Below are 22,482 nucleotides of genomic sequence, written 5' to 3' on the forward strand. Positions count from 1 at the left end.
ACACTCCCTGCGCCGTCAGCCCTTATGCCCGCTAAAGCACGCAGCCAAGCCTCTGACACACGCCAAGCCCCTGACGCGGCTATCTCTATGCAGTCACCCGCGCTGCTTCGCCGCTTGCTGCGCGCCAAGGACCGCATGGACGCCGCCTCGCACGAGGCGTGGCCGGTCAAGCGGCTGGCAGAGGTCAGCGGCACGTCCGAGGCGCACTTCTCCCGTTCGTTCAAACAAGCCTTCGGACTCCCCCCGCATCGCTATCTGCTGACCCGGCGCATCGAGCAGGCCAGTACGCTCCTGCGTGACACCGACTTCAGCATCACGGAAATCGCCTTCGCGACCGGCTGGGAGAGCATCGGCACCTTCGGACGGATCTTTCGCGACATCACCGGACAAAGCCCCGGCGAACTTCGGGAACAGGCGCGAGCCAACGGTTCGCCGCTCGATCTGGTGCCGGGTTGCGTCCTGAAGGCCGCCCAGCGGCCCGATCTCAACATCGCAGTTTTGGAGAAGCGCCGTCGGATGGCCGACGGTAAAGTCCCTCCATCAACCAACGAGGAGGTCTTATGAACGAAGGAATTGGCGTGGTGGGGCTGTATGTCGACGATCAGGACGCAGCACTCGCGTTCTATGTCGACAAGCTCGGTTTTCGCGTGCACACCGATGTGGGCAACGGCCCGTACCGTTGGCTGACGGTGCAACATCCCGACCAGCCCACGTTCCAGCTCGGCCTGTTCGCGCCCGGCGCACCGATTCACGACGACGCCACCGCACAGACGCTACGTGCCATGGTCGCCAAGGGCGCCATACCACCGCTCGTGCTCTACGTGGCCGACTGCCGCGCGCACTACGCGCGCCTGAAGGAGAAAGGTGTGGAATTCACACAGGAACCGGTGGACCGCTACGGCAGCGTCGATGCAGGTTTCCGGGATCCGGCAGGCAACGGCTGGAAGATGATTCAGCCGCCGAAAGAAGCGAAGTAAGGAAGTTACGCAAGCAAAGTGAATTACATGCGCCGCTCCACCCGTCGGGATAAGCGGCGCATCGTTGCATCACGCTCACGCCTGATTCAACTGACGCCCCACGTCGAACATCTCTCCGAATTCGACGGCAGGCATGGGCACCCCGAACAGGTATCCCTGCCCTTCGTCACAACCAAGCCGACGCAGGTTGTCGCGCTGCTGCTCCGTCTCCACGCCCTCGGCAATGGTGCGCAGATCGAAGCTGCGCGTCATGTCCACCAGCGCACGTACCACGGACGCATCGCGCTCCGACTCCATCATCCCCTGCACGAACGACCGGTCGATCTTGATGCGACTCAACGGATAGCGTCGCAACATGCTGATCGACGCATAGCCGGTGCCGAAGTCGTCGAAGGCAATACTCACACCGTACGCATGCAGACGCTGCAACGCTTCGAGCACGACGTCGTCATCGAGCACGATGCTCTCCGTCACTTCCAGTTCCAGCGCCTGCGGCGGCAGTCCGTGCCGGTTGAGCACCGCGACCACCTCGTCGAAGATGCTGCCGATACGAAATTGCAGCCCGAACAGATTGACGCCCATCCGGAAACCCGGCGCGCCGTTGCGTCGCCAGTACGCCGCCTGCGCGCACGCCTCGTCCAACACCCACGCGCCCACCGACGCCGCCAGCGGCCCGCGTTCGAGCGCCGGTAGAAACGCGGCGGGCGACAGCAATCCACGTTGCGGATGCCGCCAGCGGATCAGCGCCTCAGCCCCGGTCAGCGAGCCATCGGTGAAATCCACCTGCGGTTGATAGAAGAGCACGAACTCGCCGTCGTTCACTGCACGATGCAGTTCGATGTTGTACACACGACGTGCCGCCGCTTCGATGCGCAGCGCGTCAATGAAGACGAACGTCTGCCCGGCCCCATGCTGTTTCGCCCGCGACAGCGCCAGATCGGCATTGCTGATGAGACTCAGCGCTTCCTCCGCCTGCCGCGGGACGACCGCGATGCCGCAGCAAGCGCTCACGCGCACGTCGAACCCGTCGATCACCATCGGTTCCGCAATCGCCAACAGGGCTGCATCGGCCCGCCGACGCGCCTCCACGGCGTCCGTCACGCCCCACAGCAGCAGCGCAAACTCGTCCGCACCGATGCGCGCGACCGTGTCGACCGTGCGCACGAGACGCGTCAAACGTCGCGCAACTTCACACAGAATGCCGTCGCCGACGGCGTGGCCCAGCGTATCGTTGATGTCCTTGAACCCGTCGAGATCGAATATCGCGACGGCGGCACCACGCAGACAGACCGACGCCACTTCCGCGTCGCGATAGAAGCTCGCCCGATTCGCGATGCCCGTCAGCACGTCGGTGCTCGCGAGCCGCCGCAACACTTCCCCGCCCTCGCGCAGCGTGCTGAGGTCATGCACATGCGCGTTGAACGTCTGCACGTCGTTCTCGACCCAGCAGAACAGCGAGAGACTCATCGGAAACTCGCGACCGTCGCGACGCAGGCCATAGACCTCCGAGGGCATCGTCATACCGTCGACCGATCCGGCGCTCACCGCCTGTGTGATCTGATCGCGCAGCACCGAGCGGCTGCGCCCGGCGAGCAGCGTCTCCAGCGAACGGCCCGGGCCGTCCGTCATCGCGTGGCCGAACATCGTCACTGCCGCATGGTTCCAGTCGAGGATCTCGCCGAAGGCGTCGAAGCGGATCATCGCCGTGGGCGAATAGCGCTCCGGCTCGGCAAAGGTGCGCCGTTCGCGCTCGATGAACAACTCCACACGACGCAATTCCAGCCGGTCGGACGCCATGCGTGCCAGCTCGCGCAAACGCTCGCGATCCACTTCGGAGAATGTGTGATTCGGCTTGTTGTCGATGACGCATAGCGCGCCGAGTGCGTGACCGTCCACCGACATGAGCGGCACACCCGCGTAGAAACGCACCTGCGCGTTGCCGGTGACCAGCGGGTTGTCGTGAAAGCGCTCGTCGGCCGTGGCGTCGGGTACCACCATCACCCCGTCGCCATTGATCGCGTGCGCGCAGAAAGACGCGTCGCGGCTCATGTCGACATCGGTGCTGGTGCAGGAAAAGCCCGTGGCCGCCGCGAAAAATACGTGATCGTTGCCCACCATGTTGACGGCCGCCACCGGCACGCCAAACATGTGCGCTGCAATATGCACTACGGCATCGAGACTCGGAAGCGGGCGTTCACTACCCAGGCCGTACTCCGCCAGCGCAGCCAGCCGCTCCGTTTCCATCGGTAATACAGCGGGACACTTCATCGTCGGTCTCCTCGCCTGAAAGCGGCTTGATGGACAACTTCGGATGCCGTTGTGTCGACGCGCGAAACATGGCCACCAAGTTCAACCCGGTGTCATTGCGCGGCATTTAAACCGGTGATTGATGCGCGCAACGCCATGCACCCCGTGATGACTTCGCAGGTTTGCGCGCGACCGCCCGGATATTCGACGTCCGATTCAGCGGATTATAAGGGGAAGACCGGAAATCATGCCTCCGGATTGTTCGTTATACAAAACTTATTGGCGACGAATTCCAATACCGATTCATTAACATCTGAGGCGCTATACCCAATGGTGGCAAGCCACGCCGCCAGCCTACCCACATGCCCTCGCCCAACATTCACACGATCGTTTGGAATTTTTATTTGAACCCGGGAATTGCATGCAAATTGCAAAATACGTCGCACACCATTTGCGTAATCGATATACGCGAATACTTTTAATTCAGTTCGCACTACCACCGACATCCCGGTTCAATTCACGTGCCAGATAGCGCTCCATAAACTCGACAAAGAGCCGTACCTTGGCCGAGAGATTGAGCCGTTCCGGATAGATCGCGTAGATATCGGCGGCCGGTAATGCCCAGTCGCTAAGCAATTGCGTCAGTGCGTTCGATGTCAATGCGGATTGCACATCCCATTCCGATCGCACGAGCACGCCGTGACCATCGAGCGCCCAGCGCAGCGTCGCTTCACCGTCGTTGCTGCTCATCGCCCCGTGCACCTTCACCAACTCGTGGCGCTTGCCTTTGGTGAAATGCCATGTGCCATACGCCGTATCGTTCTCGCGCAGCACGATGCACAGATGATTGCGCAGATCGTCGGGCACCTTCGGCACGCCGTGGCGCGCCAGGTATTTGGGGGACGCACACACCAACCGCCGGTTCGCCGCGATGCGGCGTCCTACCACTCGCTGGTCAGGCAGTTCGCCGAAGCGAATGCCGACGTCGAACGCGAACTCGGCCAGATTCATCGGACGATCCGTCAGATCGAGCTGCACTTCGACCTCGGGATACTGCTCGCGAAATTCGGATAAAGCAGGCACGACGTGACGGCGTCCAAAGCCGAACGTCGCGTTCACCTTCAGCAGACCGCGCGGCAAATCGCGGCTGCTCGACACCATGCGCTCCAACTCCTGCACCTGTTCGATGATCTTCGAGCCGGTGCCGAGATACAGCTCGCCCTCGTGCGTCATCGCCAGTCGCCGGGTGGTGCGGTTGAGCAGCTTTACGCCGAGCCGTCGCTCCAACTGGCTCAGCCGCGCGCTGATCGCCGGGGGTGTCACGCCAAGGTCGCGCGCCAGCGCCGACAGGCTGCCTAACGTCACCAGACGGGCGAAGAATTCCAGATCGGCGATGGCGTCCATTATTAAATTCAACTTAAAAATAGGTTAAGCGAATATGCATTTTGCGATTCTATGAACGAATTAGACTGCACGCAAGGTTGCGAGACATAGCAAAACGACGACCGCCCGCATCAAGGAGTACCTCATGGGACAAACGCTTTACCAAAAGATCGTGCGAAGCCATACGGCCTTCGACGTCGATGCGCAGCACGTCGCGCTCTATGCCGACCTGCACATCATGAACGAGTACACGAGCCCGCAAGCCTTCGCGGGACTGGCCGAGAAGGGCCTGCCGGTGCGCTGCCCGGAGAAGCAGATGGGGATCGTGGATCACGTCATTCCCACGCACCCGGTGCCGGTCGATAAACGCACCATCGTGATCGACGCTGCCGCCCATCAGGCCGCCAACTTCACCCGCAACTGCCAGAAACACGGCATTCATCTGTTCGACGTGACGGACCCGGAGCAAGGGATCGAACACGTCGTGGCCCCCGAACTGGGGCTGATCCGCCCCGGCATGGTGGTGCTGTGCGGCGACAGTCACACGACCACCTACGGCGCACTCGGTGCGCTGGGTTTCGGCATTGGCACGTCGGAAGTCGAGCACGTGCTGGCGACGCAAACGCTCATATATCGCGTAGCACGCGACATGCGAATTCATGTCGACGGCGCGCTGGCAAGCGGCACGACGTCGAAGGACCTCGTGCTGTACATCATTGCCCGTATCGGAGCGCAAGGCGCGCGCGGCTTCGTCGTCGAGTACACGGGCGCGGCCATCGAGGCGCTGTCTGCCGAAGCCCGCATGACGTTGTGCAACATGACCGTCGAGGCGGGCGCGCGCGGCGCGCTCATCGCGCCAGACGCGACCACGCTGCAATACGTCGGCGATCACATTCGCGATCTGTCCGGCGACGCGCTAGAAGACGCCAAGACCCGCTGGCTCGCGCTGCGCTCCGACGAGGATGCGGCATTCGACGTCACACACCGCTTCGATGCCGCCGACGTCGCGCCCTTCGTGACGTGGGGCACGAGCCCCGATCAGGCCATTGCGATCAACGCGCGGATTCCTTCGCTCTCTGACAACGAGACGGAGCGTCACAACGCAACGAAGGCGCTGGGCTACATGGGGCTCGACGCCGGTCAGTCGCTCGACGGCTTGCCCATCGATCATGTCTTCATCGGGTCCTGCACCAACGCGCGTATCGAAGACCTGCGTGCGATTGCGGAGATCGTGCGGGGTCACAAGGTGGCCGACGGCGTGCGTGCAATGGTCGTGCCAGGGTCGGGTCGCGTACGCGATCAGGCCGAGCGTGAAGGCATTGCCGACATGCTGAAAGACGCCGGTTTCGAATGGCGTCAGCCGGGCTGTTCGATGTGCCTCGCCATGAACGACGACATCCTCAAGCCCGGTCAGCGATGCGCGTCGACCACCAACCGCAATTTCGAGGGACGTCAGGGACGCGGCGCACGCACGCATCTGATGAGCCCCGCCATGGCCGCCGCCGCCGCCATCGCAGGTCGCATCGTCGACATTCGCAAGGAGACCGCTCATGGCTGAGCACACGATCGTGGCCGGTACGGCCGCCCCGCTACCGTTGAACAATCTGGATACGGACCAGATCATGCCCAAGCAATTTCTGCTCGGCATCGACAAGTCCGGCCTCGCGCGCGGTGTGCTGTACGACCTGCGCACGAATGCCGACGGCACGCCGAACGACACGTTCGTTCTGAACCGTCCCGCCTATCGCGACGCCCGCATTCTGGTGGCCGGGGCCAACTTCGGTTGCGGGTCGAGCCGTGAGCACGCGGTGTGGGGTTTGCAGCAATCGGGGATCGAAGCGGTCATCGCACCGAGCTTCGGCGAGATCTTCTACTTCAACGCGCAGAACAACCGTCTGCTGTTGATCGTACTCGCCCCGGAGGACATCGCGAAGCTGACTGAGACGGTGACCGATCCCGCGCAAAACGCTTTGACCATCGACGTCGAGCGCCAATGTGTGGTGACGGCAAACGGCGAGTCGTTCGCGTTCGATCTGCCGCCGCGTCAGAAACGCATGTTCGTGGAGGGTCTCGACATGATCGGCATGACGCTCAAGGACAGCGACGCCATCGCCGCATTCGAAGCCCGCCACCGCACCGGTTTTCCCTGGATGCAAATCGATCTGCCCAGACAACAACGTACCGCCTGAGTGACAAGAGGCGCACGGCATTGAATCAGTGCCGCAAGCGCCCTCACCCGGACAGGTATTCCATCCTTTCAGGAGACACCATGAAAAGCCAGGCCGCTCAGGCGAGCGCGACGCCGCTCGCCACCCCCTCTCTGATGTCGAAATTCACCATCGGCGGCGCACCGTTGCCGATGTTCGTCGCCATCGCCGTCATCACCGGTCTTGCGGCCGTCACCGGGCGCCTGCCCGCCGACATGATCGGCGGCTTCGCGGTGCTGATGATTGCGGGCATGTTGCTCGGCGAGATCGGCGGCGCGATTCCGGTCTTCAAGCACATCGGCGGCCCCGCGATCCTTTGTCTGTTCGTACCGGCCGCATTGCTCGGCAATGGGCTGATGGACGATGCGATCCTCAAGGCCATCACCGTCACGATGAAGACGGCCAATCTGCAATATCTCTACATTGCGTGTCTGGTGGCGGGCAGCATGCTCGGCATGAACCGGAAGATCCTGATTCAGGGCTTTCTGAAGATGTTCGTGCCGCTGCTGATCGGCACGCTCGCTGCGATTGCCGCCGGATGTCTTACAGGCTTGCTGTTCGGCTTCAGCCCTCGTCACACGTTCTTCTTCATCGTGATGCCGATTCTCGGTGGCGGTATCGGCGAGGGCATTCTGCCGTTGTCGATCGGCTATTCGGAAATTACGGGCGAGGCGCAGGGGCATCTGATTGCAACGATGGTCCCCGCCGCGCTCATCGGCAATGTCGTGGCGATTCTTTCGGCGGGGCTGCTCAAGCGCTTCGGGGAGAAGCGTCCGCAATACAACGGCAATGGCATGCTCGTGCGCAGTGGTGAAGATCGTGCGCTGCTCGAAGGGCAGAACGTGGAGCACGCGCTGGATCTGCGTCTGATGGGACACGGCCTGCTGCTGGCCTGCACGCTGTTCATTCTCGGTGCGTTGCTTGCGCCCGTGACCGGCATTCCGGGGCCGGTGCTGATGATCGTCGCCGCTGCGGTGTTGAAGGTGTCGCGCCTGATTCCGGAAAGCATGGAGACCGGCGCGTATCAGATGTACAAGTTCATGTCGACGAACCTGACGTTCGCGATTCTGGTCGGGCTCGGGACGTTGTTCGTGTCGTGGGACAAACTCGTCGGCGCGTTCTCGACGGCCTATTTCGTGATCTGCGCATCGACGGTGATCGCGATGGTCGTCTCGGGATTCTTCGTCGGCATGTGGCTGAAGATGTTCCCGGTCGAGTCGGCCATCGTCACCGCCTGTCATAGCGGTCTGGGTGGCACGGGCGACGTGGCGATTCTGTCGTCGTCGAATCGCATGGGACTGATGCCGTTCGCGCAGATTTCCACGCGTATCGGCGGTGCCGGGATGGTGGTGATCGCAACGCTGCTGATGAAGTTCTGGCACTGACGCGGGAGCGCAGATAGCCCCCGAAGTCCCCTTTCCCCTCGGGCAGCGGCGGTCTGGACTTCAGTCCGGCCGCCGCCGGAAGGCCCACCAGCCTGCGGCAGCAGTGCCTGTCGCGACGATAAACACGAGCACCCAGAAGCCATGCGGATGATCCGCGAGCGGAATGCCGCCCACGTTCATCCCGAAAAAGCCCGCCACGATATTGATGGGCAACGCGAGTACGGTCACGACCGTCAGCGTGTAAATGGTGCGGTCGGTGCGCTCGCTGACCATTGCCGCAATTTCTTCCTGAAGCAACTTGATGCGCTCAAGCAAAGCCGACAAGTCGTTAAGAACGACGGCGAATTCTTCCGTCGCCTGACGGAACTCCTGAACGTCGTCGGCATGGCCCCATATCGGCGGGCGGCTCAGCAGACGAAAGAGCGCCGCAGGCTCCGGCGCGAGCAGACGTTGCAGACGCACGAGCACCCGGCGCAACGACCCGAGGTCGGCTCGGTTGCTCTCGATACGCTGCTGCAACAGGCGGTCTTCGACGGTGTCCACACGGCGGCTCGTCTCGCGCACGATGCGCTCAAGCACGTCCGCCTGATCGCGAAGCAAGTGCACGAGCAAAGCGAGCGGCGAGCGGAAGGCGTCGCCACGTTTGACGGACGCACGCAGCTTGTCGATGGAGCGCAGCGGTTTCACGCGTCCGGTCACGAGCAAGCGGGCGTTGGCCGCCACACGCAGCGTCGAAATCTCGGACTGCGCGATGTCGAACGCGAAGATCACGTCGTTGATGACGGCCAGCAGCCAATCGTCGGAATGTTCGATGCGCGTGGAGCGCGACCCTTCGCTCAGGCTTTCGTAGAACTCTTCGGGCAGATGCATCTGCTGCTTGAGCCACTTCTCGCACGCAGCATGCGCGAAGTTGAAGTGCAGCCAGAGGAAGCCGTCGGCACGCTCGCCTTTCGCCAGCCACGCCAGCGCCTCGGTCGAATCGACCGGTTGCGGGGGTGCGCCGTCAGTGAAACGATAGCCGTAGATCAGACCAGCCTGATCGCAGCCATATGCGTTGTGAGCTAATTCGGCGAACATGCGCGCGGTATCTGTGGCGAGGCGTGGGGGAAGGACGTGAACCGCACCGCAGCACGGTGGGACTTGCCATCATGACAATGTCATATTTCATTTTTGTGACAATTTCGGCATGCTCGCGAATCCTACGGAATACGGTGGCTGCACCGCCGGACGGGGCACGCGCGGGAACTACGTCACATAGCATTCGTCAACGCCATGCTGGTGTCATAAAATCGTCGCATACTGAAACGCATCATCGGGCGCGCATTTTGTCCGTCCGCCGTCACCCGGGCAGTACGGGGTGCCTTTTGTGTTTGCTGGCCGTAAGAGATCGTCGCCATGACTAAATTCGATTCCGACGCCGACCACGACGCAATGCTTGCGCGTCGTCTCCAAGATGACCTGATCGACAGTTACGACGAAGAGATCGAGATGGAAATCGACGATCTGCGTCTGCCCGGTCTGAACGATCTGAGCGCGGAGGCGCGCGACGACCGTCTGCACTATTTCCGCGAGCTGTTCCGTCTTCAGGGCGAACTGGTGAAGTTGCAGGACTGGGTGATTCGCAGCCGTCACCGTCTCGTGGTGATCTTCGAGGGCCGCGACGCCGCAGGCAAAGGCGGCGCGATCAAGCGCATTACGCAGCGCCTGAATCCTCGTGTGTGCCGTGTGGCAGCCCTGCCCGCGCCTAACGATCGCGAACGCACGCAGTGGTATTTCCAGCGCTATGTCCAGCATCTCCCGGCCGCTGGCGAGATCGTGCTGTTCGACCGTAGCTGGTACAACCGCGCCGGTGTCGAGCATGTGATGGGCTTTTGCACGGAGAACGAGTACGAGGAGTTTTTCCGCTCGGTGCCGGAGTTCGAAAAAATGCTGGTGCGCAGCGGCATCCAGATCGTCAAATACTGGTTCTCGATTTCGGACGAAGAGCAGGAAGCGCGCTTTATGGCCCGCATTCAGGATCCGCTCAAGCAGTGGAAGTTGAGCCCGATGGATCTGGAGAGCCGCACGCGCTGGGAGAAGTACACGGTCGCGAAGGAAGTGATGCTGGAGCGCACGCACATTCCGGAAGCGCCGTGGTGGGTGGTGCAGGCCGACGACAAGAAGCGCGCGCGTCTGAACTGCATTCATCACTTGCTCAACCAGGTGCCGTATCACGACGTGGAGCGCTCGCAGGTGGTGCTACCCGAGCGCGCCCGCAGCGAGAGCTATATGCGTCACCCGGTGCCGTCGGAGATCATCGTGCCGGAGATTTACTGAGCATCGGCAACTGGAGCGTCACGCGCAATCCCCCACCGGGGGATCTGTCGAGGCGCACCGCACCGCCCAACCCTTCCACGAGCCGCCCGACGAGCGACAGTCCGAGTCCGCAGTGGCCTTCGCCACCGCGCGAGGCATCGAGCCGCACGAACGGGCGCATGGCGAGCGTTACCTGATCGTCCGGGATGCCCTTGCCGCAGTCACTGACTTCGATGTATCCGGTCGCTTCGTCGCGCCACGTCGCCAGACGCACTGTCGGCTCGCCGTGCTCCAGCGCGTTGTCGACGAGGTTCGACATCACGCGGTCGAGCAGCGTGCGCGGCAGCATGAATTCGGGCCCCGCGCGTAAGTTGCTGACGAATAGCGAGGCATCGTCGGTGGCTTCGGCGGATCTCTCGATAGGGCTGGCATCCGACGCTTCCTCATCCGCTGGAAATTGCTCGCGCAAAAACGCATCGACGCCGATCAGCGGGCTGGTATCCGCTTCGTCTCGCGCATAGGCGAGGAATTGCTGAACGATGTGGTCAATGGACGCGATATCGCGCACGAAGCCATCGCGTGAATTCTCGCTGTCGATAAGATCGGCGCGCAGGCGCAAACGCGTGAGTGGCGATTTGAGATCGTGCGCAATCCCCGCGAGCATGATGGCCTGATTGTCTTCGGCTTCGGCCAGCCGCTTGGCCATCTCGTTGAACGCGTGGGTCAGGTCGCGCAACTCGTGCGGTCCTTGCTCGGGCAACAATGCCGGACGCCGTCCACGAGCGATCACCCGGGCAGCATGTGCGAGACGCGCAATCGGTCGCTGCATCTGCCACGCAACGAGCAGCGCGAGCAACACGGCACCGATAAGAATACCGACGGTCTCGCGCACGAACGGCGGCATCGGCGGAAGATCGAGTCCGATGACGATCCACTCGTCGCGCTGCGGCAGCAGCACCCAGATGTTGCTGCGTTTGCGTTCGTTGACGATGTGCAGTTGGGTGTCTGGCGGCAGACGCGAGAGCAGTTCGTGACGAAGACGCGTGGCGCGCTCGTCATCGGCTTCGTTGGTGAAGGTCGGCGTCTGCGCCACAGGAACGCGACGCACGGCATGGGGCGGCGCAAGGCTGCCAGGATCGACAGCCCGCTGATCGACGCTTTGAATGGCCACCAGCAAGCCTCGGGCGAAGCCGTCGACTTGCTGGCGCGGGCGCTGGTAGAACACCAGCGCGCTCCACACGAGATGCATCACCAACAAGACGGCAATGCCCAGCCATGCCATGCGCGCGAACAGGGAGTCGCGCAGCAACCAACGCAAATTCACGCAGCGGACTCCCGCCAGCCGCGCACAGTGCGCTTGCCTGCCGATGCCGTGGTAGCGAGCGCCATACCGTCGTCGCCGACACTGCCGATATCACCGGCATCCCCCAATCCGTCAGCGCGCTCGCGGGCCTCGGACGTCGCACCCTCGGTCAGCTCGCCGCCCGGCACGAACACGTAGCCTTTGCCTCGGATGGTCTGGATGTAGCGCGGTTCCGACGGGTCGGCTTCGATGAGGCGGCGCAGACGCCACACGGGCACATCGAGGCTACGGTCGCGGAAGGCGATGCCGTCGCCATACAACATGGCGTGCAGTTTGACGCGCGGTAGCACCTGCATGGGATGCTGGGTGAATGCCTTGAGCATGGCGAATTCGGTATCGCGCAGCGGCAAGCGCTCACCCTCGCGCTGAAGGGTGCGCAGCGTGTAATCCAGCTCGAACGGGCCAAATCGGTACGGCGCACGGGCGTCCGGCGCGCTGGCGGCGACCGGGCCACGGCGGCGCAGCACGGCGTGGATACGCGCCAGCAGCTCGCGCGGATCGAACGGCTTGGCAAGGTAATCGTCGGCACCCAGCTCAAGGCCGAGGGCACGATCGAGCGGGCCGCCACGCGCCGACAACATGATGACGGGGATATCCTCGCCCGCCGCACGCAAGTCCTGCAATGCTCGCAGGCCGTCGCGCTCCGGCATCATGATGTCGAGCAAAATGACGGACGGTCGTTCGAGCTCTAACCGACGCAGCAACGACGCGCCGTTGTGAAGCACCGAGACCTGCATGCCATTGGCGTGCAGCAATTCGCGCAATAGGTCGCGAACGACAGGATCGTCATCGACCAGAAGAACATGCAGACTCATGAATATTTCTCGGTAAATTAGGTTGCGCGCGGTGCCGTCGCGTTTTGCGACAGTTTCACTGCATCGTCTTGCGTGACGGACACGGGCTCCGGCGTACTGGAGAGCGCCCGCAGCGCGTTGGCATATCGATCTGCTCCCGACGCCGCACGATGTGTGCCGACCGTCGAAGCCGCCCCTTGTCCCGGCAGGCGCCAGGCACGATGCACCGCCGCGTCCGGCGAACCAATGGTAATGGCCATGCTTTGTACCCCTCCGTGACGAGATACACCGCAGTTTGCGCGCCCGTCCAGTGAAGCGTTGACCGAAGCATCCAACAGAATGGCGTCCAATCCTTATTTCAGAAAGGATTGGTAAGGTGGACTGAGACCATTTCACGGTCTCATGACGACACCAAAGGCTCGAAAATCCAGATTTCGTCGACGTTAGGCGAATTAAGGCGAAATTATAGCGAATTTAACGATGCCGCATCGCTGTGACTACCTTACATAACGCCCCACGGATGGACGCCGCACGCCGCCGCCGCCCCGCAATCTTCACACTGTGCAGACACTACGTCGCCACACCCTCAGCCCCCTCGAAATCCCTCTCGCCCTTACAAGATAAGGCGCTCACGCCCTTTCCCACACCAAAACCACAACCCGCTGCCTCCCCTTTCCTACTCTCCACATTTCCCCCTCCTCCCCGCCCCTAACACCTTCCCCCCAACGGACCGGGGCCCCTTTCCGCCTCTCAGACATAAACCCAACTCGCTGCAGAAAGGGGCCCCGGTCCGTCTCCCTCGAAACACCCAGTACCTCAACCGACACCGCCCGCTTCCCGCTTCCTTAGCCGAAACCCCAGGTTCCGTCGACACCGCTCTTCTCCAGCACCATCGCGACGCCACACCCGCCCCGCACGTGCTCCGCAACTGCTGCGGGACGGCCGTGTCGTCGCTCACACACTGCCTGTCCCTCTACACGCACCACCCACCTCTATGACGCCCAGCACTTCTCTACGCCTCACCCGCTTCGGTTTCCCCTCTTTTCTCCCCCCTCCTTTGTTTCTTTTTGTCTCCTTTGATCGCTTTTCTTTGTTTTTTCTTTCCCGTTATCTCTGTTCACAAAGTCCCAACAACTAAAAACAGTTTGTCTCCACACCTTTGTTTAGCATCGCCTCACGTTCGCTTTACCCCGCGACGGCTTTCGCCATTTCTTTCCTTCGATGACGCGCCTCTTTTCTCGTTTCGCCTCTTTTCGCTTTACCCGACATCGCAAGATCGGCGCAGTCGTCGTCGCCCTGTTCGCAACCCTCGTCGCATGGCAATGGCCCCGGCCCACGCCGCCCGCCTATCTCTCCGCTAAGGTCGCCCGCGCCGATCTCGAAGACGCCGTCCTCGCTACCGGTGTCCTCCAACCCATCAAACAAGTCGAAGTCGGTTCGCAAGCCAACGGACAACTTCGTTCTCTTAAGGTGGTGCTCGGAGACGCTGTCTCGAAGGGGCAATTGCTCGCTGAAATCGATCCTACGTCCAGCGATAACGACCTGCGCGAAGCCAACGCCGGTCTCACCACACTCGCCGCCGACCGACGCGCCAAAGCCATTCGACACGCACAAGCCGCTCGCGAACTCGCTCGTCAACGCCAACTCGCCAACGATGACGCCACTTCGCCCCGCGACCTCGAGAAGGCCCGCACCGAAGCCGACGCCCTCACCGCCGAACTCGCCTCCCTGGACTCTCAGATCAGCCAGCAAAAGGTGAAGGTCGATAAGGCACGCACGAATCAGTCCTATACGCGTATTACCGCGCCCATTAACGGCACGGTCACCGCCATCACCACCCAAGAAGGACAGACGGTTACCGCCATCTATCAAATCCCGACGATCCTGAAGGTCGCCGACCTCTCGATGATGACGATTCGCGCTCAGGTCTCGGAAGCCGATGTCGTGCGCATCCGCGCCGGTCAACCCGTCTACTTCACGATCCTCGGTGCCCCCGAAAAGCGCTACGAAGGCAAGCTCCGCGTCATCCAACCCTCGCCCGAGAAGATCAATAACGCCATCTTCTTTAACGCCCTCTTCGATGTGCCCAATCCGGCCGGTGTCCTCCGTCCCGATATGACCGCGCAAGTGTCTATCGTGAGTGCTCGTATCTCGAACGCTCTGACGTTTCCCTCTGTCGCCCTCGGCGAAAAACGCGCCGATGGTCGCTATCGCGTTCGTGTTCTCGATGCGAAGGGCATTGCCCACCCGCGCTGGGTGAAGGTCGGGCTCGACAACCGTCTCACCGCACAAGCCCTCGACGGACTCGCCGAAGGCGACCGCGTCGTAACCGCCGATCCGACCGACGCGCCGCCGTCCGGTAGCAACGACGCAGGTACGCTCCTGTGACGAACGCCCCCGCACCGCTCCTGCGGCTCTCCGGCATCTCTCGCTCTTTCGGCGAAGGTGACGGTGCCGTCACGGTCCTGCGCGATGTCGAACTCGTCATCGAGCGCGGCGAAATGGTCGCGATCATGGGCCCATCCGGCTCCGGTAAGTCGACGCTCATGAACGTGCTCGGCTGCCTCGACCGGGCAACCCACGGACGCTACGAAATCGACGGACACGATGTCGCTTCACTCTCCGACGACGCGCTCGCACAACTGCGCCGCGAATACTTCGGCTTCATCTTCCAGCGCTATCACCTGATGGGCCATCTCTCGGCCCAAGGCAACGTGGAAGTCCCCGCCGTCTACGCCGGTATCCCGCGCTCGCAACGCTCGTCGCGCTCCGCAGCACTGCTCGAACGTCTAGGCCTCGGCAAGCATCTCTCGCATCGCCCCTCGCAAATGTCCGGCGGGCAGCAACAACGCGTCAGTATTGCCCGCGCCCTCATGAACGGCGGCGACATCATCCTCGCCGACGAACCGACCGGCGCACTCGACAGCCATAGCGGGCTGGAAGTGATGCACATCCTGCGTGAACTCCACGCGCGCGGACACACGATCATCCTCGTCACCCACGATCCGAATGTCGCCGCATGGGCGCAACGCGTGATTGAAATCGCAGACGGACGTATCAAGTGCGATCGGCTGAACGACACGCCCCATGCGGTCAAAGCCTCGGTGGCAAGTGAAACGCGTGATGCGTCGTCCGGCCCCGAACGCTCGGTGGATTTCCGGGTCGCCGATGCGCCGGAAATGTCGCGCGGCAATGCGCTGACTCGCTGGATGAGTGGCTGGCCGACGTTTGCAGAAAGCCTGTCGATGGCATGGCACGCACTCGCCTCGCACCGTCTGCGCACCGGTCTCACGATGCTCGGCATCATCATCGGCATCACGTCGGTGGTCTCTCTGTCGGCCATCGGCGAAGGGACGAAGCGACGCGTGCTCAACGATATCGGCAACATCGCTCCGAACACGATCACGGTGCTGCGCGGCAAGGACTTCAACGACGACAAGGCCGCAGAGATTCGTACGCTCCTGCCCCGCGACGCCGATCTGCTCGCCGCCCAGCCCTACACGGACAGCGTGACGGCGCAAGTCGGCCCACGTACGGCCCGCATGCGCTTCGGTCGCATCGATACGGACGCGCAAGTCCACGGCGAGAGCGCAGACTTCATGCGCGCCAACGGCCTGAAACTCGCCCGTGGACGCAGCTTCGATGCCAGCGAAGTAGAGCGTCAGGCACAAGTGGCCCTGCTCGGTGAAAACACGCTGCGCAAGCTGCTGCCGAACGGTGGCGATCCCATCGGACAAATTGTTCTCGCAGGCTCGCTGCCGCTACGTGTGATCGGCGTTGTGCGCGATCGCTCGTCGATGTTCGTCAGCCGCTCGCTCAATGTCTATGTCCCCTGGACGACGGTCGCGAGCCGCCTCGCCGGTCAGCAGCATCTGGAATCGATCACGGTCCGCATTCTCGACGGCCACCCGCCCGCCGCCGCCGAAGCCGGAATCATTCGCCTGCTCACGCGCGCCCACGGCAAGAAGGATTTCTTCACGTTCAACATGGACACGATCGTGAAGTCGATTTCGCGCACGAGCCAGATGCTCACGCTGCTGCTCTCGTTCGTCGCCCTCATCTCGCTGGTGGTCGGTGGCATCGGCGTGATGAACATCATGCTGGTCTCGGTGACGGAACGCACCCGTGAGATCGGCATCCGTCGCGCAATAGGCGCGCGCCGTCAGGACATCCTCCGGCAGTTCCTCATCGAAGCCGTGCTCGTCTGTCTGATGGGCGGTGCGATCGGTGTGGTGCTGTCTTACGCCATCGGCTGGCTGGTCGCGACGTTCGTGCCGCAGGTCTCGGTGGTCTTTTCGACGAATACGTTTGCAGCCGCCGTGGCTTGCGCCTGCGCTATCGGCATGCTCAGTGGCTGGCTCCCCGCGCGCAGTGCCGCACGCCTCGATCCGGTGGATGCCCTGGCCCGTGAATGATTGCCCCCGCCGTCCCGCTGCATCCCCCCCTCAGGCTCGGGATGGCTTTTATACCCCGCGCGCGATTCGGTGTCGCGCGCGGGGGTCTTTTTGACAGATTCGATGAATTGCTTTTCAGGATTTTTCCGGCCGCGCCAGAGCGTCTCGCCGTCGCTCTTCGCAGTCGCCGTCTGCATGATGCTCAATGCTTGCAGCCTGACCCGCACAGACTATGAACGCCCGGCGTTGCCCGTCCCGTCGCAGTTCCAAACGCCCATCGACGGCACTCGGTCAGGTGCAGCGCAAGCGGACGCTGCGAGCGCAGCAGCCGACGCGGATATTGCGCCGTGGTGGCGAGCGTTTCGCGAACCTCAGCTCGACTCGCTCATCGCTCAGGCGCTCGCGGCCAACCCCGCACTCGCCATCAAAGCCCTGCAAGCGGATCGCGATGCGCTCCAGGCCGGACTGACCGACGCCAATCGCTGGCCGCAGTTCTCCGCGAACATCACGGGCTCGAAGTCGCGCGCGCTGGACGGCGGGCAAGCCGCACAACGTTTGAACGGACAGACGCAGACGACCTCCGGCGCAAGCGTCGGCATCAGCTACGAAGTCGATCTCTGGAACAAGCTCGCCGCGCAACGCGACGCCGCCAATTGGCAAGCCGCCTCCAGCGCATGGGACCGCCGCGCCGCCGCCCTCTCGCTCTCGAGTCAGGTCGCCTCGCTCTATTGGCGTGTCGCTTATCTGAACGAGAATGTGCGCAGTGCGACGGACGACCTCGCGGCTGCTGAACGCGCCGTTGCGCTGGTCACGGCGCGTCGGCGTGCCGGTTCGGTGTCGGCCCTCGACCCCGTGCAGGCACAGCAGGATCGCGACGCCGCCGCAGGCGCACTCGCTGAATGGGAAAGGTTGCGCGATGCAGCGCGGCACTCACTGGCGAACGCGCTCGGACGTCCCGCACAGACACGCTTCACTGAGCGCGAGTCGCTCGCCGTCGCACAGTTGCCAGAGGTCGCGCCCGGGCTGCCTGCGTCGCTCCTCGCACAGCGTCCGGACCTCGCCGCCGCCGAGACGCGCGTTCGCGCGCGTCTGGCAGATGTGGACGCCGCCCGCCTGTCGTTCTATCCATCCCTCACGCTCACCGGCACCGCGCAAACCACCAGCGAGTCGCTCTCGCGTCTGCTCGCCAATCCTGTCGGCACGCTCGCCGCGTCGATTGCGATGCCGTTCCTTCAGGTGCAAACGGCACGCTTTACGACGGCACTCGCGCGCAATGACTACGAGCAGTCGGTCGCTACGTTTCGCAACACGTTGCTCACAGCGCTCGTGGAAGTCGAAGACGCCCTCTCGGCACGCGAGCGAACGACGTCGCAGTACACGTCGCTCGCCAGCGCCGCCGCCCTGGCGCAACGAGCAGCCGAGCTCTCGGAGGCGCGCTATCGTGCAGGCGACATCGACCTGCAATCGTGGCTCGACGCCCAACGCCTCGCGCGTCAGGCTCGCCGCAACGCCGCGCAGTCCCGCCTCGCACAGATCGATGCAACGCTCTCGCTCGTCAAAGCGATTGGTGGGACGTTGGGGAACGATAGCTGAGGAGGAAGTGTGACGCTCGTCGTCAAGCGGGCGCGACGGTCGAGGATCCGTCGTCGCGCGATGCGAGCGGCGTCATCGTCGACAACAGCGCCGCCACGTCGGGATACTTCAACGCGTACCCAAGTTCGCGTTTGAGCCGCGTGTTGTCTAGCCGTCGCGACTCGGACATGAAGGAAAGCAGCGTCGGCTCCAGGACCCGGCGTGCCTCGTCGCGAGACACACGCGGCGGTCGGGGCAAGCCCAGCGCATCCGCGACGCGGTCGAAGTACTCGCCCATGCACCACTCGGTGTCGTCGCTCGCATGCACGACCCGCTGCGCCTTGCCACGCCACATCGCGCGAATCAGAATCGCCGCGAGATCGTCGGCGTGGATATGGTTGGTGAAGACGTCGTCCGATGCCACCAACGCAGGCGTGCCCTTCTGCAAACGCGCCAGCGGCAAACGCTCAGCCGCATAGATCCCCGGAATCCGCACGACAGACGCCCGCCACGCTACCCGTGCATGCACGGTCATACGCCACGACGCCTTAGTACCGGACACTGACGCCGCATGCGCTCGCGCAGCCCCCGTCGTCAACACACGTCGCGGATGACGACCGTGGGAAGACGGACGGCCCAGCGTGCGCACCGTCCGCTCGGCATCCACGCGACGCTGCCCACGAGGTGAACGCGGGGCCGGTGTGCGGGTCTCATTCACCAACGCGCCGCCACAGTCGCCGTAGACGCCACTGGTGCTCGCGTAGACAAGAATCCGGCGCGGCGCAAGGGCCAGGTGAGCCAGACTTGACAGGGCGTGAAGCCCCCCCTCGGGTACAATATTGCGTTTCGACGGCCGGTTCAGCGCAGCGCGCAAACGGCGAGTACGCAGGTCCTGCGTGCCGCTGCCCGCGACCCCGGCAGGCGGTGCCAGATGCAACACCCGTGAGGCCAGACGACCCACGCGTTGCAAGCTCGCAGCGTCATCCAGATTGGCAACGACGGGCACCGCGCCCGCCGCACGCAACGCCGCATGGCGCGCGTCGCTGGACGTCACGGCAAAGACACGAAAACGTTCGACGAGAGCCGGCAGTGCGCGCATGCCGACGTCGCCGCAGCCCACGACCAGCAGGCGCGGACGACCGAGAGGTTTGGACGGTTTTTTCATTTTTCGGATTGTAGTATGGCTTACAACGTTACCCTCGTGCCGAGCGGGCGCGAGTTCCAGATCGAAGATGGCGAGGCCGTACTCTCCGCCGCACTGCGCCAGGGCATCGGCCTGCCCTACGGTTGCAAAAACGGCGGCTGCGGCTCGTGCAAGGCCAAACTGGTCGAAGGCACCGTCGAACACGGCGCTCACTCCAGCTCTGCCCTCTCCAAGGACGAGGAAACCCGTGGCTTCGCCCTGCTCTGCTGCGCCCATACGAAAGGCGATCTCGTCATCGAGTCGCGTGAGGTCAAGGGCATCGGCGACATTCCGGTCAAGCGCCTGCCCTGCCGTGTGAATGCACTGGAGCGCCGCGCGGACGACGTCATCGTCATGCGCCTCCAACTCCCCGCCAACGAGCGCTTCCAGTACCTCGCCGGTCAATACATCGAATTCATCCTGAAAGACGGCAAACGCCGCAGCTATTCGATGGCCACCGCGCCCCACGAAGAAGGCTTCCTCGAACTCCATCTGCGTCACATGCCCGGCGGCGTCTTCACCGATCATGTGTTCAGCAACATGAAGGAGCGCGAGATCCTGCGCTTCGAAGGCCCGCTCGGCACGTTCTTCCTGCGGGAAGACTCCGAGAAGCCAATCGTGCTGCTCGCCTCTGGCACCGGCTTCGCGCCGATCAAGGCCATCGTCGAACACGCCGCGCACAAGGGCCTCGACCGCCCGATGACGCTCTATTGGGGCGCCCGTCAGCTCAAGGACATCTACTTGCGCGAACTGGCCGAACAATGGGCCCGCGAGATTCCCGGCTTCAAGTTCGTGCCGGTCCTCTCCGAAGCCGCGCCCGAAGACGCCTGGGAAGGCCGCACAGGCTTCGTGCACCGCGCCGTGGCCGAAGACCTGCCGGATATGTCCGGCTACGAGGTCTACGCCTGCGGTGCGCCCGTGATGGTGGAGTCGGCCCGTCGCGACTTCATCGCGCATCACCAGTTGCCGGAAGACGCGTTCTTCGCCGATGCCTTCACCACCGAAGCCGATAACCCCGGCGGCGGCCAATGACCCTATGAACCTCATGGTCGTGACGACCGGTCACCGTTGAAGGGATGCGCAAAAGATGCATGCAAACCACACCGCATGCATTCCCTTTGACAAGCGCCGCGTCACCACCTTATGCTTGCCGACATGAACCTGATTGCCATCGCCTCGATCCGACGTCGCCGTACGCTGCCCCAACCGGGATGCCGCGGCGCACGCTATCGACTGCGATAACACGCAAGTTCTCAAGCACAGCGAAGCCACGGGCAACCCCCGTGGCTTTTTTTATTCCCCAGTCTCTTCTCACCTACCTTCGGAGACCGTCATGTCGCTTGCTCAACCGTCCGCCGCCGCATCCTCAACCTCACCCAAGGCGGCACGCCACGCCAAGTTCGCCGATCTGCCCACGCAGGCGCTGCTGCCGATCACTACGCGCCCCGAACTCGTGTTCACGCACGGCAAGGGCGGCTGGCTGTACGACCACGAAGGCAAGCGATATCTCGATTTCATTCAGGGCTGGGCCGTGAACAGCCTCGGCCATTGCCACCCGGTCATGCGCGACGCCCTCGCCACGCAAGGCTCGCTGCTGCTCAACCCGAGCCCCGCCTACTACAACCTGCCGATGATCGAGCTGGCCGACCTGCTCGCCAATCTCTCCGGCCTCGGCAAGGTCTTCTTCGCCAACAGCGGCGCGGAAGCCAACGAAAGCGCCATCAAACTCGCCCGCAAGTGGGGGCAACTGCACCCGAACAGCGCGGGCAAGGCTCGCTTCGAAATCATCACGTTCAAGAACGCCTTCCACGGCCGTACGCTTGCGACCATGTCCGCGAGCGGCAAGCCGGGCTGGGATACGATCTTCGCACCGCAGGTGCCGGGCTTTCCGAAGGCCGAGCTGAACGACATCGCATCGGTCGAAGCCCTCATCGGGCCGGAGACGGTGGCCGTGATGCTCGAACCGATTCAGGGCGAAGCCGGTGTCGTGCCTGCAACGCCTGAGTTCATGAAGGCGCTGCGCGAACTGACGACGGCGCGCGGGCTCCTGCTGATCGTGGACGAAGTGCAGACCGGCTGCGGACGCACCGGTACCCTCTTCCAGTATCAGCAGTCGGGCATCGTGCCGGACATCATGACGCTCGGCAAAGGCATCGGCGGCGGCGTACCGCTGGCCGCCATGCTGTGCGGCGACGAGTTCGCCGTCTTCCAGCCAGGCGATCAGGGCGGCACGTACAACGGCAACCCGCTGATGTGCGCCGTCGGCCTTGCCGTGATGCGCACGGTCAGCTCGCCGGGCTTCCTCGAATTCGTGCGCGCGCAAGCAGACTATCTGAGCGCCGGATTGCAGCATCTGTCGTCGCGCTACGGCGGTCAGGGAGAACGCGGCGCAGGCCTGCTCCGCGCGTTGCTGCTCGGTCGCGACATCGGTCCGCAACTGGTCGAAGCTGCACGCGACATGACACCGGACGGGCTGCTGCTCAACTCGGCGCGTCCGAACCTGCTGCGCTTCATGCCCGCACTGAACGTGAGCCGCGAAGAGATCGATCAGATGCTCTCGATGCTCGACACGCTGCTCGCGAAGCACGTCTGAATGCACGGCTGAATGCACGGCTGAATGCACGGCTGAACCCAGCAATCGTGTAACGACACTCGCCCGGAGGTGATCCGGGCGAGTACGAA

The 22,482-nt window shown here is 63.2% G+C and carries 18 protein-coding genes and 1 pseudogene; 11 read left to right on the plus strand and 8 right to left on the minus strand.

Annotated elements, in window-relative coordinates:
* Window positions 1-87: 87 nt before the first annotated feature.
* Window positions 88-564 (plus strand): helix-turn-helix domain-containing protein, encoded by a 477-nt coding sequence (locus tag ACIQWO_RS23690; protein ID WP_402829467.1) that lies wholly within the window; start codon window positions 88-90, stop codon window positions 562-564.
* The gene (locus ACIQWO_RS23695) at window positions 561-977 is read left to right on the plus strand and encodes a VOC family protein (protein WP_402829469.1); all 417 of its coding nucleotides are present in this window, start codon (window positions 561-563) and stop codon (window positions 975-977) included. Before ACIQWO_RS23690 ends, ACIQWO_RS23695 begins: the two co-directional genes overlap by 4 nt.
* A 75-nt stretch (window positions 978-1,052) precedes the next feature.
* Here the strand turns inward: ACIQWO_RS23695 and ACIQWO_RS23700 are convergent, their stop codons facing one another.
* Window positions 1,053-3,245 (minus strand): putative bifunctional diguanylate cyclase/phosphodiesterase, encoded by a 2,193-nt coding sequence (locus ACIQWO_RS23700; protein WP_402829471.1) that lies wholly within the window; start codon window positions 3,243-3,245, stop codon window positions 1,053-1,055.
* A gap of 462 nt (window positions 3,246-3,707) precedes the next feature.
* Window positions 3,708-4,628: a LysR family transcriptional regulator gene (locus tag ACIQWO_RS23705; protein WP_402829473.1), complete on the minus strand. Its 921-nt coding sequence runs from the start codon at window positions 4,626-4,628 to the stop codon at window positions 3,708-3,710.
* Window positions 4,629-4,752: 124 nt separating this feature from the next.
* Here ACIQWO_RS23705 and leuC point away from each other — a divergent pair, with 124 nt between their 5' ends.
* The 3 genes from leuC (at window position 4,753) to ACIQWO_RS23720 (ending at window position 8,199) form a co-directional block, all read left to right on the plus strand.
* On the plus strand, window positions 4,753-6,165 hold the full coding sequence (gene leuC, locus ACIQWO_RS23710; RefSeq protein WP_402829475.1) for a 3-isopropylmalate dehydratase large subunit: 1,413 nt from the start codon (window positions 4,753-4,755) through the stop codon (window positions 6,163-6,165).
* Window positions 6,158-6,796 (plus strand): 3-isopropylmalate dehydratase small subunit, encoded by a 639-nt coding sequence (leuD, locus tag ACIQWO_RS23715; RefSeq protein WP_402829477.1) that lies wholly within the window; start codon window positions 6,158-6,160, stop codon window positions 6,794-6,796. Before leuC ends, leuD begins: the two co-directional genes overlap by 8 nt.
* A gap of 80 nt (window positions 6,797-6,876) precedes the next feature.
* A complete protein-coding gene (locus tag ACIQWO_RS23720; RefSeq protein ID WP_402829479.1) occupies window positions 6,877-8,199 on the plus strand; it encodes a 2-hydroxycarboxylate transporter family protein in 1,323 nt (440 codons plus the stop codon).
* A 60-nt stretch (window positions 8,200-8,259) separates the two neighbouring features.
* Here the strand turns inward: ACIQWO_RS23720 and ACIQWO_RS23725 are convergent, their stop codons facing one another.
* Both ACIQWO_RS23725 and ACIQWO_RS23730 read right to left on the minus strand, forming a co-directional pair.
* Window positions 8,260-9,276, minus strand: coding sequence for a transporter (locus ACIQWO_RS23725; RefSeq protein WP_150664335.1), 1,017 nt, complete (start codon window positions 9,274-9,276; stop codon window positions 8,260-8,262).
* A 173-nt stretch (window positions 9,277-9,449) separates the two neighbouring features.
* Window positions 9,450-9,596 carry a hypothetical protein gene (locus ACIQWO_RS23730; RefSeq protein WP_402829482.1) on the minus strand — a complete coding sequence of 49 codons (147 nt, stop codon included), beginning with the start codon at window positions 9,594-9,596 and terminating at the stop codon, window positions 9,450-9,452.
* Between ACIQWO_RS23730 and ppk2 the strand changes: the two genes are divergently transcribed.
* A complete protein-coding gene (gene ppk2 / locus ACIQWO_RS23735) occupies window positions 9,595-10,515 on the plus strand; it encodes a polyphosphate kinase 2 (protein WP_150576280.1) in 921 nt (306 codons plus the stop codon). The genes ACIQWO_RS23730 and ppk2 overlap by 2 nt on opposite strands.
* Here ppk2 and ACIQWO_RS23740 read toward each other — a convergent pair.
* The 3 genes and pseudogenes from ACIQWO_RS23740 to ACIQWO_RS23750 all read right to left on the minus strand — a co-directional run bounded on the left by ACIQWO_RS23740 (window position 10,493) and on the right by ACIQWO_RS23750 (window position 12,911).
* Window positions 10,493-11,818, minus strand: coding sequence for an ATP-binding protein (locus tag ACIQWO_RS23740; protein ID WP_402829484.1), 1,326 nt, complete (start codon window positions 11,816-11,818; stop codon window positions 10,493-10,495). The genes ppk2 and ACIQWO_RS23740 overlap by 23 nt on opposite strands.
* A 125-nt stretch (window positions 11,819-11,943) precedes the next feature.
* Window positions 11,944-12,672, minus strand: a pseudogene (locus ACIQWO_RS23745) (response regulator); the annotation flags it as partial.
* A 17-nt stretch (window positions 12,673-12,689) separates the two neighbouring features.
* Window positions 12,690-12,911, minus strand: a complete 222-nt coding sequence (locus ACIQWO_RS23750; protein ID WP_046292932.1) for a hypothetical protein — start codon at window positions 12,909-12,911, stop codon at window positions 12,690-12,692.
* A gap of 961 nt (window positions 12,912-13,872) precedes the next feature.
* Between ACIQWO_RS23750 and macA the strand changes: the two genes are divergently transcribed.
* The 3 genes from macA to ACIQWO_RS23765 all read left to right on the plus strand — a co-directional run bounded on the left by macA (window position 13,873) and on the right by ACIQWO_RS23765 (window position 18,638).
* Window positions 13,873-15,039, plus strand: coding sequence for a macrolide transporter subunit MacA (macA, locus tag ACIQWO_RS23755; protein WP_402829487.1), 1,167 nt, complete (start codon window positions 13,873-13,875; stop codon window positions 15,037-15,039).
* Window positions 15,036-17,066, plus strand: coding sequence for a MacB family efflux pump subunit (locus ACIQWO_RS23760; RefSeq protein WP_402829489.1), 2,031 nt, complete (start codon window positions 15,036-15,038; stop codon window positions 17,064-17,066). The genes macA and ACIQWO_RS23760 overlap by 4 nt, the downstream gene beginning before the upstream one ends.
* Window positions 17,067-17,240: 174 nt before the next feature.
* Entirely contained in the window at window positions 17,241-18,638 is a 1,398-nt protein-coding gene (locus ACIQWO_RS23765) for an efflux transporter outer membrane subunit (RefSeq protein WP_402829491.1), read from the plus strand.
* Between the two features lie 22 nt (window positions 18,639-18,660).
* Here the strand turns inward: ACIQWO_RS23765 and ACIQWO_RS23770 are convergent, their stop codons facing one another.
* A complete protein-coding gene (locus tag ACIQWO_RS23770; RefSeq protein WP_402829493.1) occupies window positions 18,661-19,782 on the minus strand; it encodes an SDR family NAD(P)-dependent oxidoreductase in 1,122 nt (373 codons plus the stop codon).
* A gap of 15 nt (window positions 19,783-19,797) precedes the next feature.
* Between ACIQWO_RS23770 and ACIQWO_RS23775 the strand changes: the two genes are divergently transcribed.
* Together ACIQWO_RS23775 and ACIQWO_RS23780 are read left to right on the plus strand one after the other, a co-directional pair.
* Window positions 19,798-20,832, plus strand: coding sequence for a CDP-6-deoxy-delta-3,4-glucoseen reductase (locus ACIQWO_RS23775; protein WP_402829495.1), 1,035 nt, complete (start codon window positions 19,798-19,800; stop codon window positions 20,830-20,832).
* A 301-nt stretch (window positions 20,833-21,133) separates the two neighbouring features.
* A complete protein-coding gene (locus ACIQWO_RS23780) occupies window positions 21,134-22,393 on the plus strand; it encodes an acetylornithine transaminase (protein ID WP_233328774.1) in 1,260 nt (419 codons plus the stop codon).
* Window positions 22,394-22,482 lie beyond the last annotated feature (89 nt).

This window comes from Pandoraea sp. NPDC090278, from assembly GCF_044772185.1.
In the GTDB taxonomy this organism is placed as follows: Bacteria; Pseudomonadota; Gammaproteobacteria; order Burkholderiales; family Burkholderiaceae; genus Pandoraea.

Bases quoted from the DNA above. Each gene is read 5' to 3' on its own strand.
- ACIQWO_RS23690 (WP_402829467.1), top strand. From the start codon at position 88: ATGCAGTCACCCGCGCTGCTTCGCCGCTTGCTGCGCGCCAAGGACCGC.
- ACIQWO_RS23695 (WP_402829469.1), top strand. From the start codon at position 561: ATGAACGAAGGAATTGGCGTGGTGGGGCTGTATGTCGACGATCAGGAC.
- ACIQWO_RS23700 (WP_402829471.1), bottom strand. From the start codon at position 3,245: ATGAAGTGTCCCGCTGTATTACCGATGGAAACGGAGCGGCTGGCTGCG.
- ACIQWO_RS23705 (WP_402829473.1), bottom strand. From the start codon at position 4,628: ATGGACGCCATCGCCGATCTGGAATTCTTCGCCCGTCTGGTGACGTTA.
- leuC (WP_402829475.1), top strand. From the start codon at position 4,753: ATGGGACAAACGCTTTACCAAAAGATCGTGCGAAGCCATACGGCCTTC.
- leuD (WP_402829477.1), top strand. From the start codon at position 6,158: ATGGCTGAGCACACGATCGTGGCCGGTACGGCCGCCCCGCTACCGTTG.
- ACIQWO_RS23720 (WP_402829479.1), top strand. From the start codon at position 6,877: ATGAAAAGCCAGGCCGCTCAGGCGAGCGCGACGCCGCTCGCCACCCCC.
- ACIQWO_RS23725 (WP_150664335.1), bottom strand. From the start codon at position 9,276: ATGTTCGCCGAATTAGCTCACAACGCATATGGCTGCGATCAGGCTGGT.
- ppk2 (WP_150576280.1), top strand. From the start codon at position 9,595: ATGACTAAATTCGATTCCGACGCCGACCACGACGCAATGCTTGCGCGT.
- ACIQWO_RS23730 (WP_402829482.1), bottom strand. From the start codon at position 9,596: ATGGCGACGATCTCTTACGGCCAGCAAACACAAAAGGCACCCCGTACT.
- ACIQWO_RS23750 (WP_046292932.1), bottom strand. From the start codon at position 12,911: ATGGCCATTACCATTGGTTCGCCGGACGCGGCGGTGCATCGTGCCTGG.
- macA (WP_402829487.1), top strand. From the start codon at position 13,873: ATGACGCGCCTCTTTTCTCGTTTCGCCTCTTTTCGCTTTACCCGACAT.
- ACIQWO_RS23765 (WP_402829491.1), top strand. From the start codon at position 17,241: ATGATGCTCAATGCTTGCAGCCTGACCCGCACAGACTATGAACGCCCG.
- ACIQWO_RS23770 (WP_402829493.1), bottom strand. From the start codon at position 19,782: ATGAAAAAACCGTCCAAACCTCTCGGTCGTCCGCGCCTGCTGGTCGTG.
- ACIQWO_RS23775 (WP_402829495.1), top strand. From the start codon at position 19,798: ATGGCTTACAACGTTACCCTCGTGCCGAGCGGGCGCGAGTTCCAGATC.
- ACIQWO_RS23780 (WP_233328774.1), top strand. From the start codon at position 21,134: ATGTCGCTTGCTCAACCGTCCGCCGCCGCATCCTCAACCTCACCCAAG.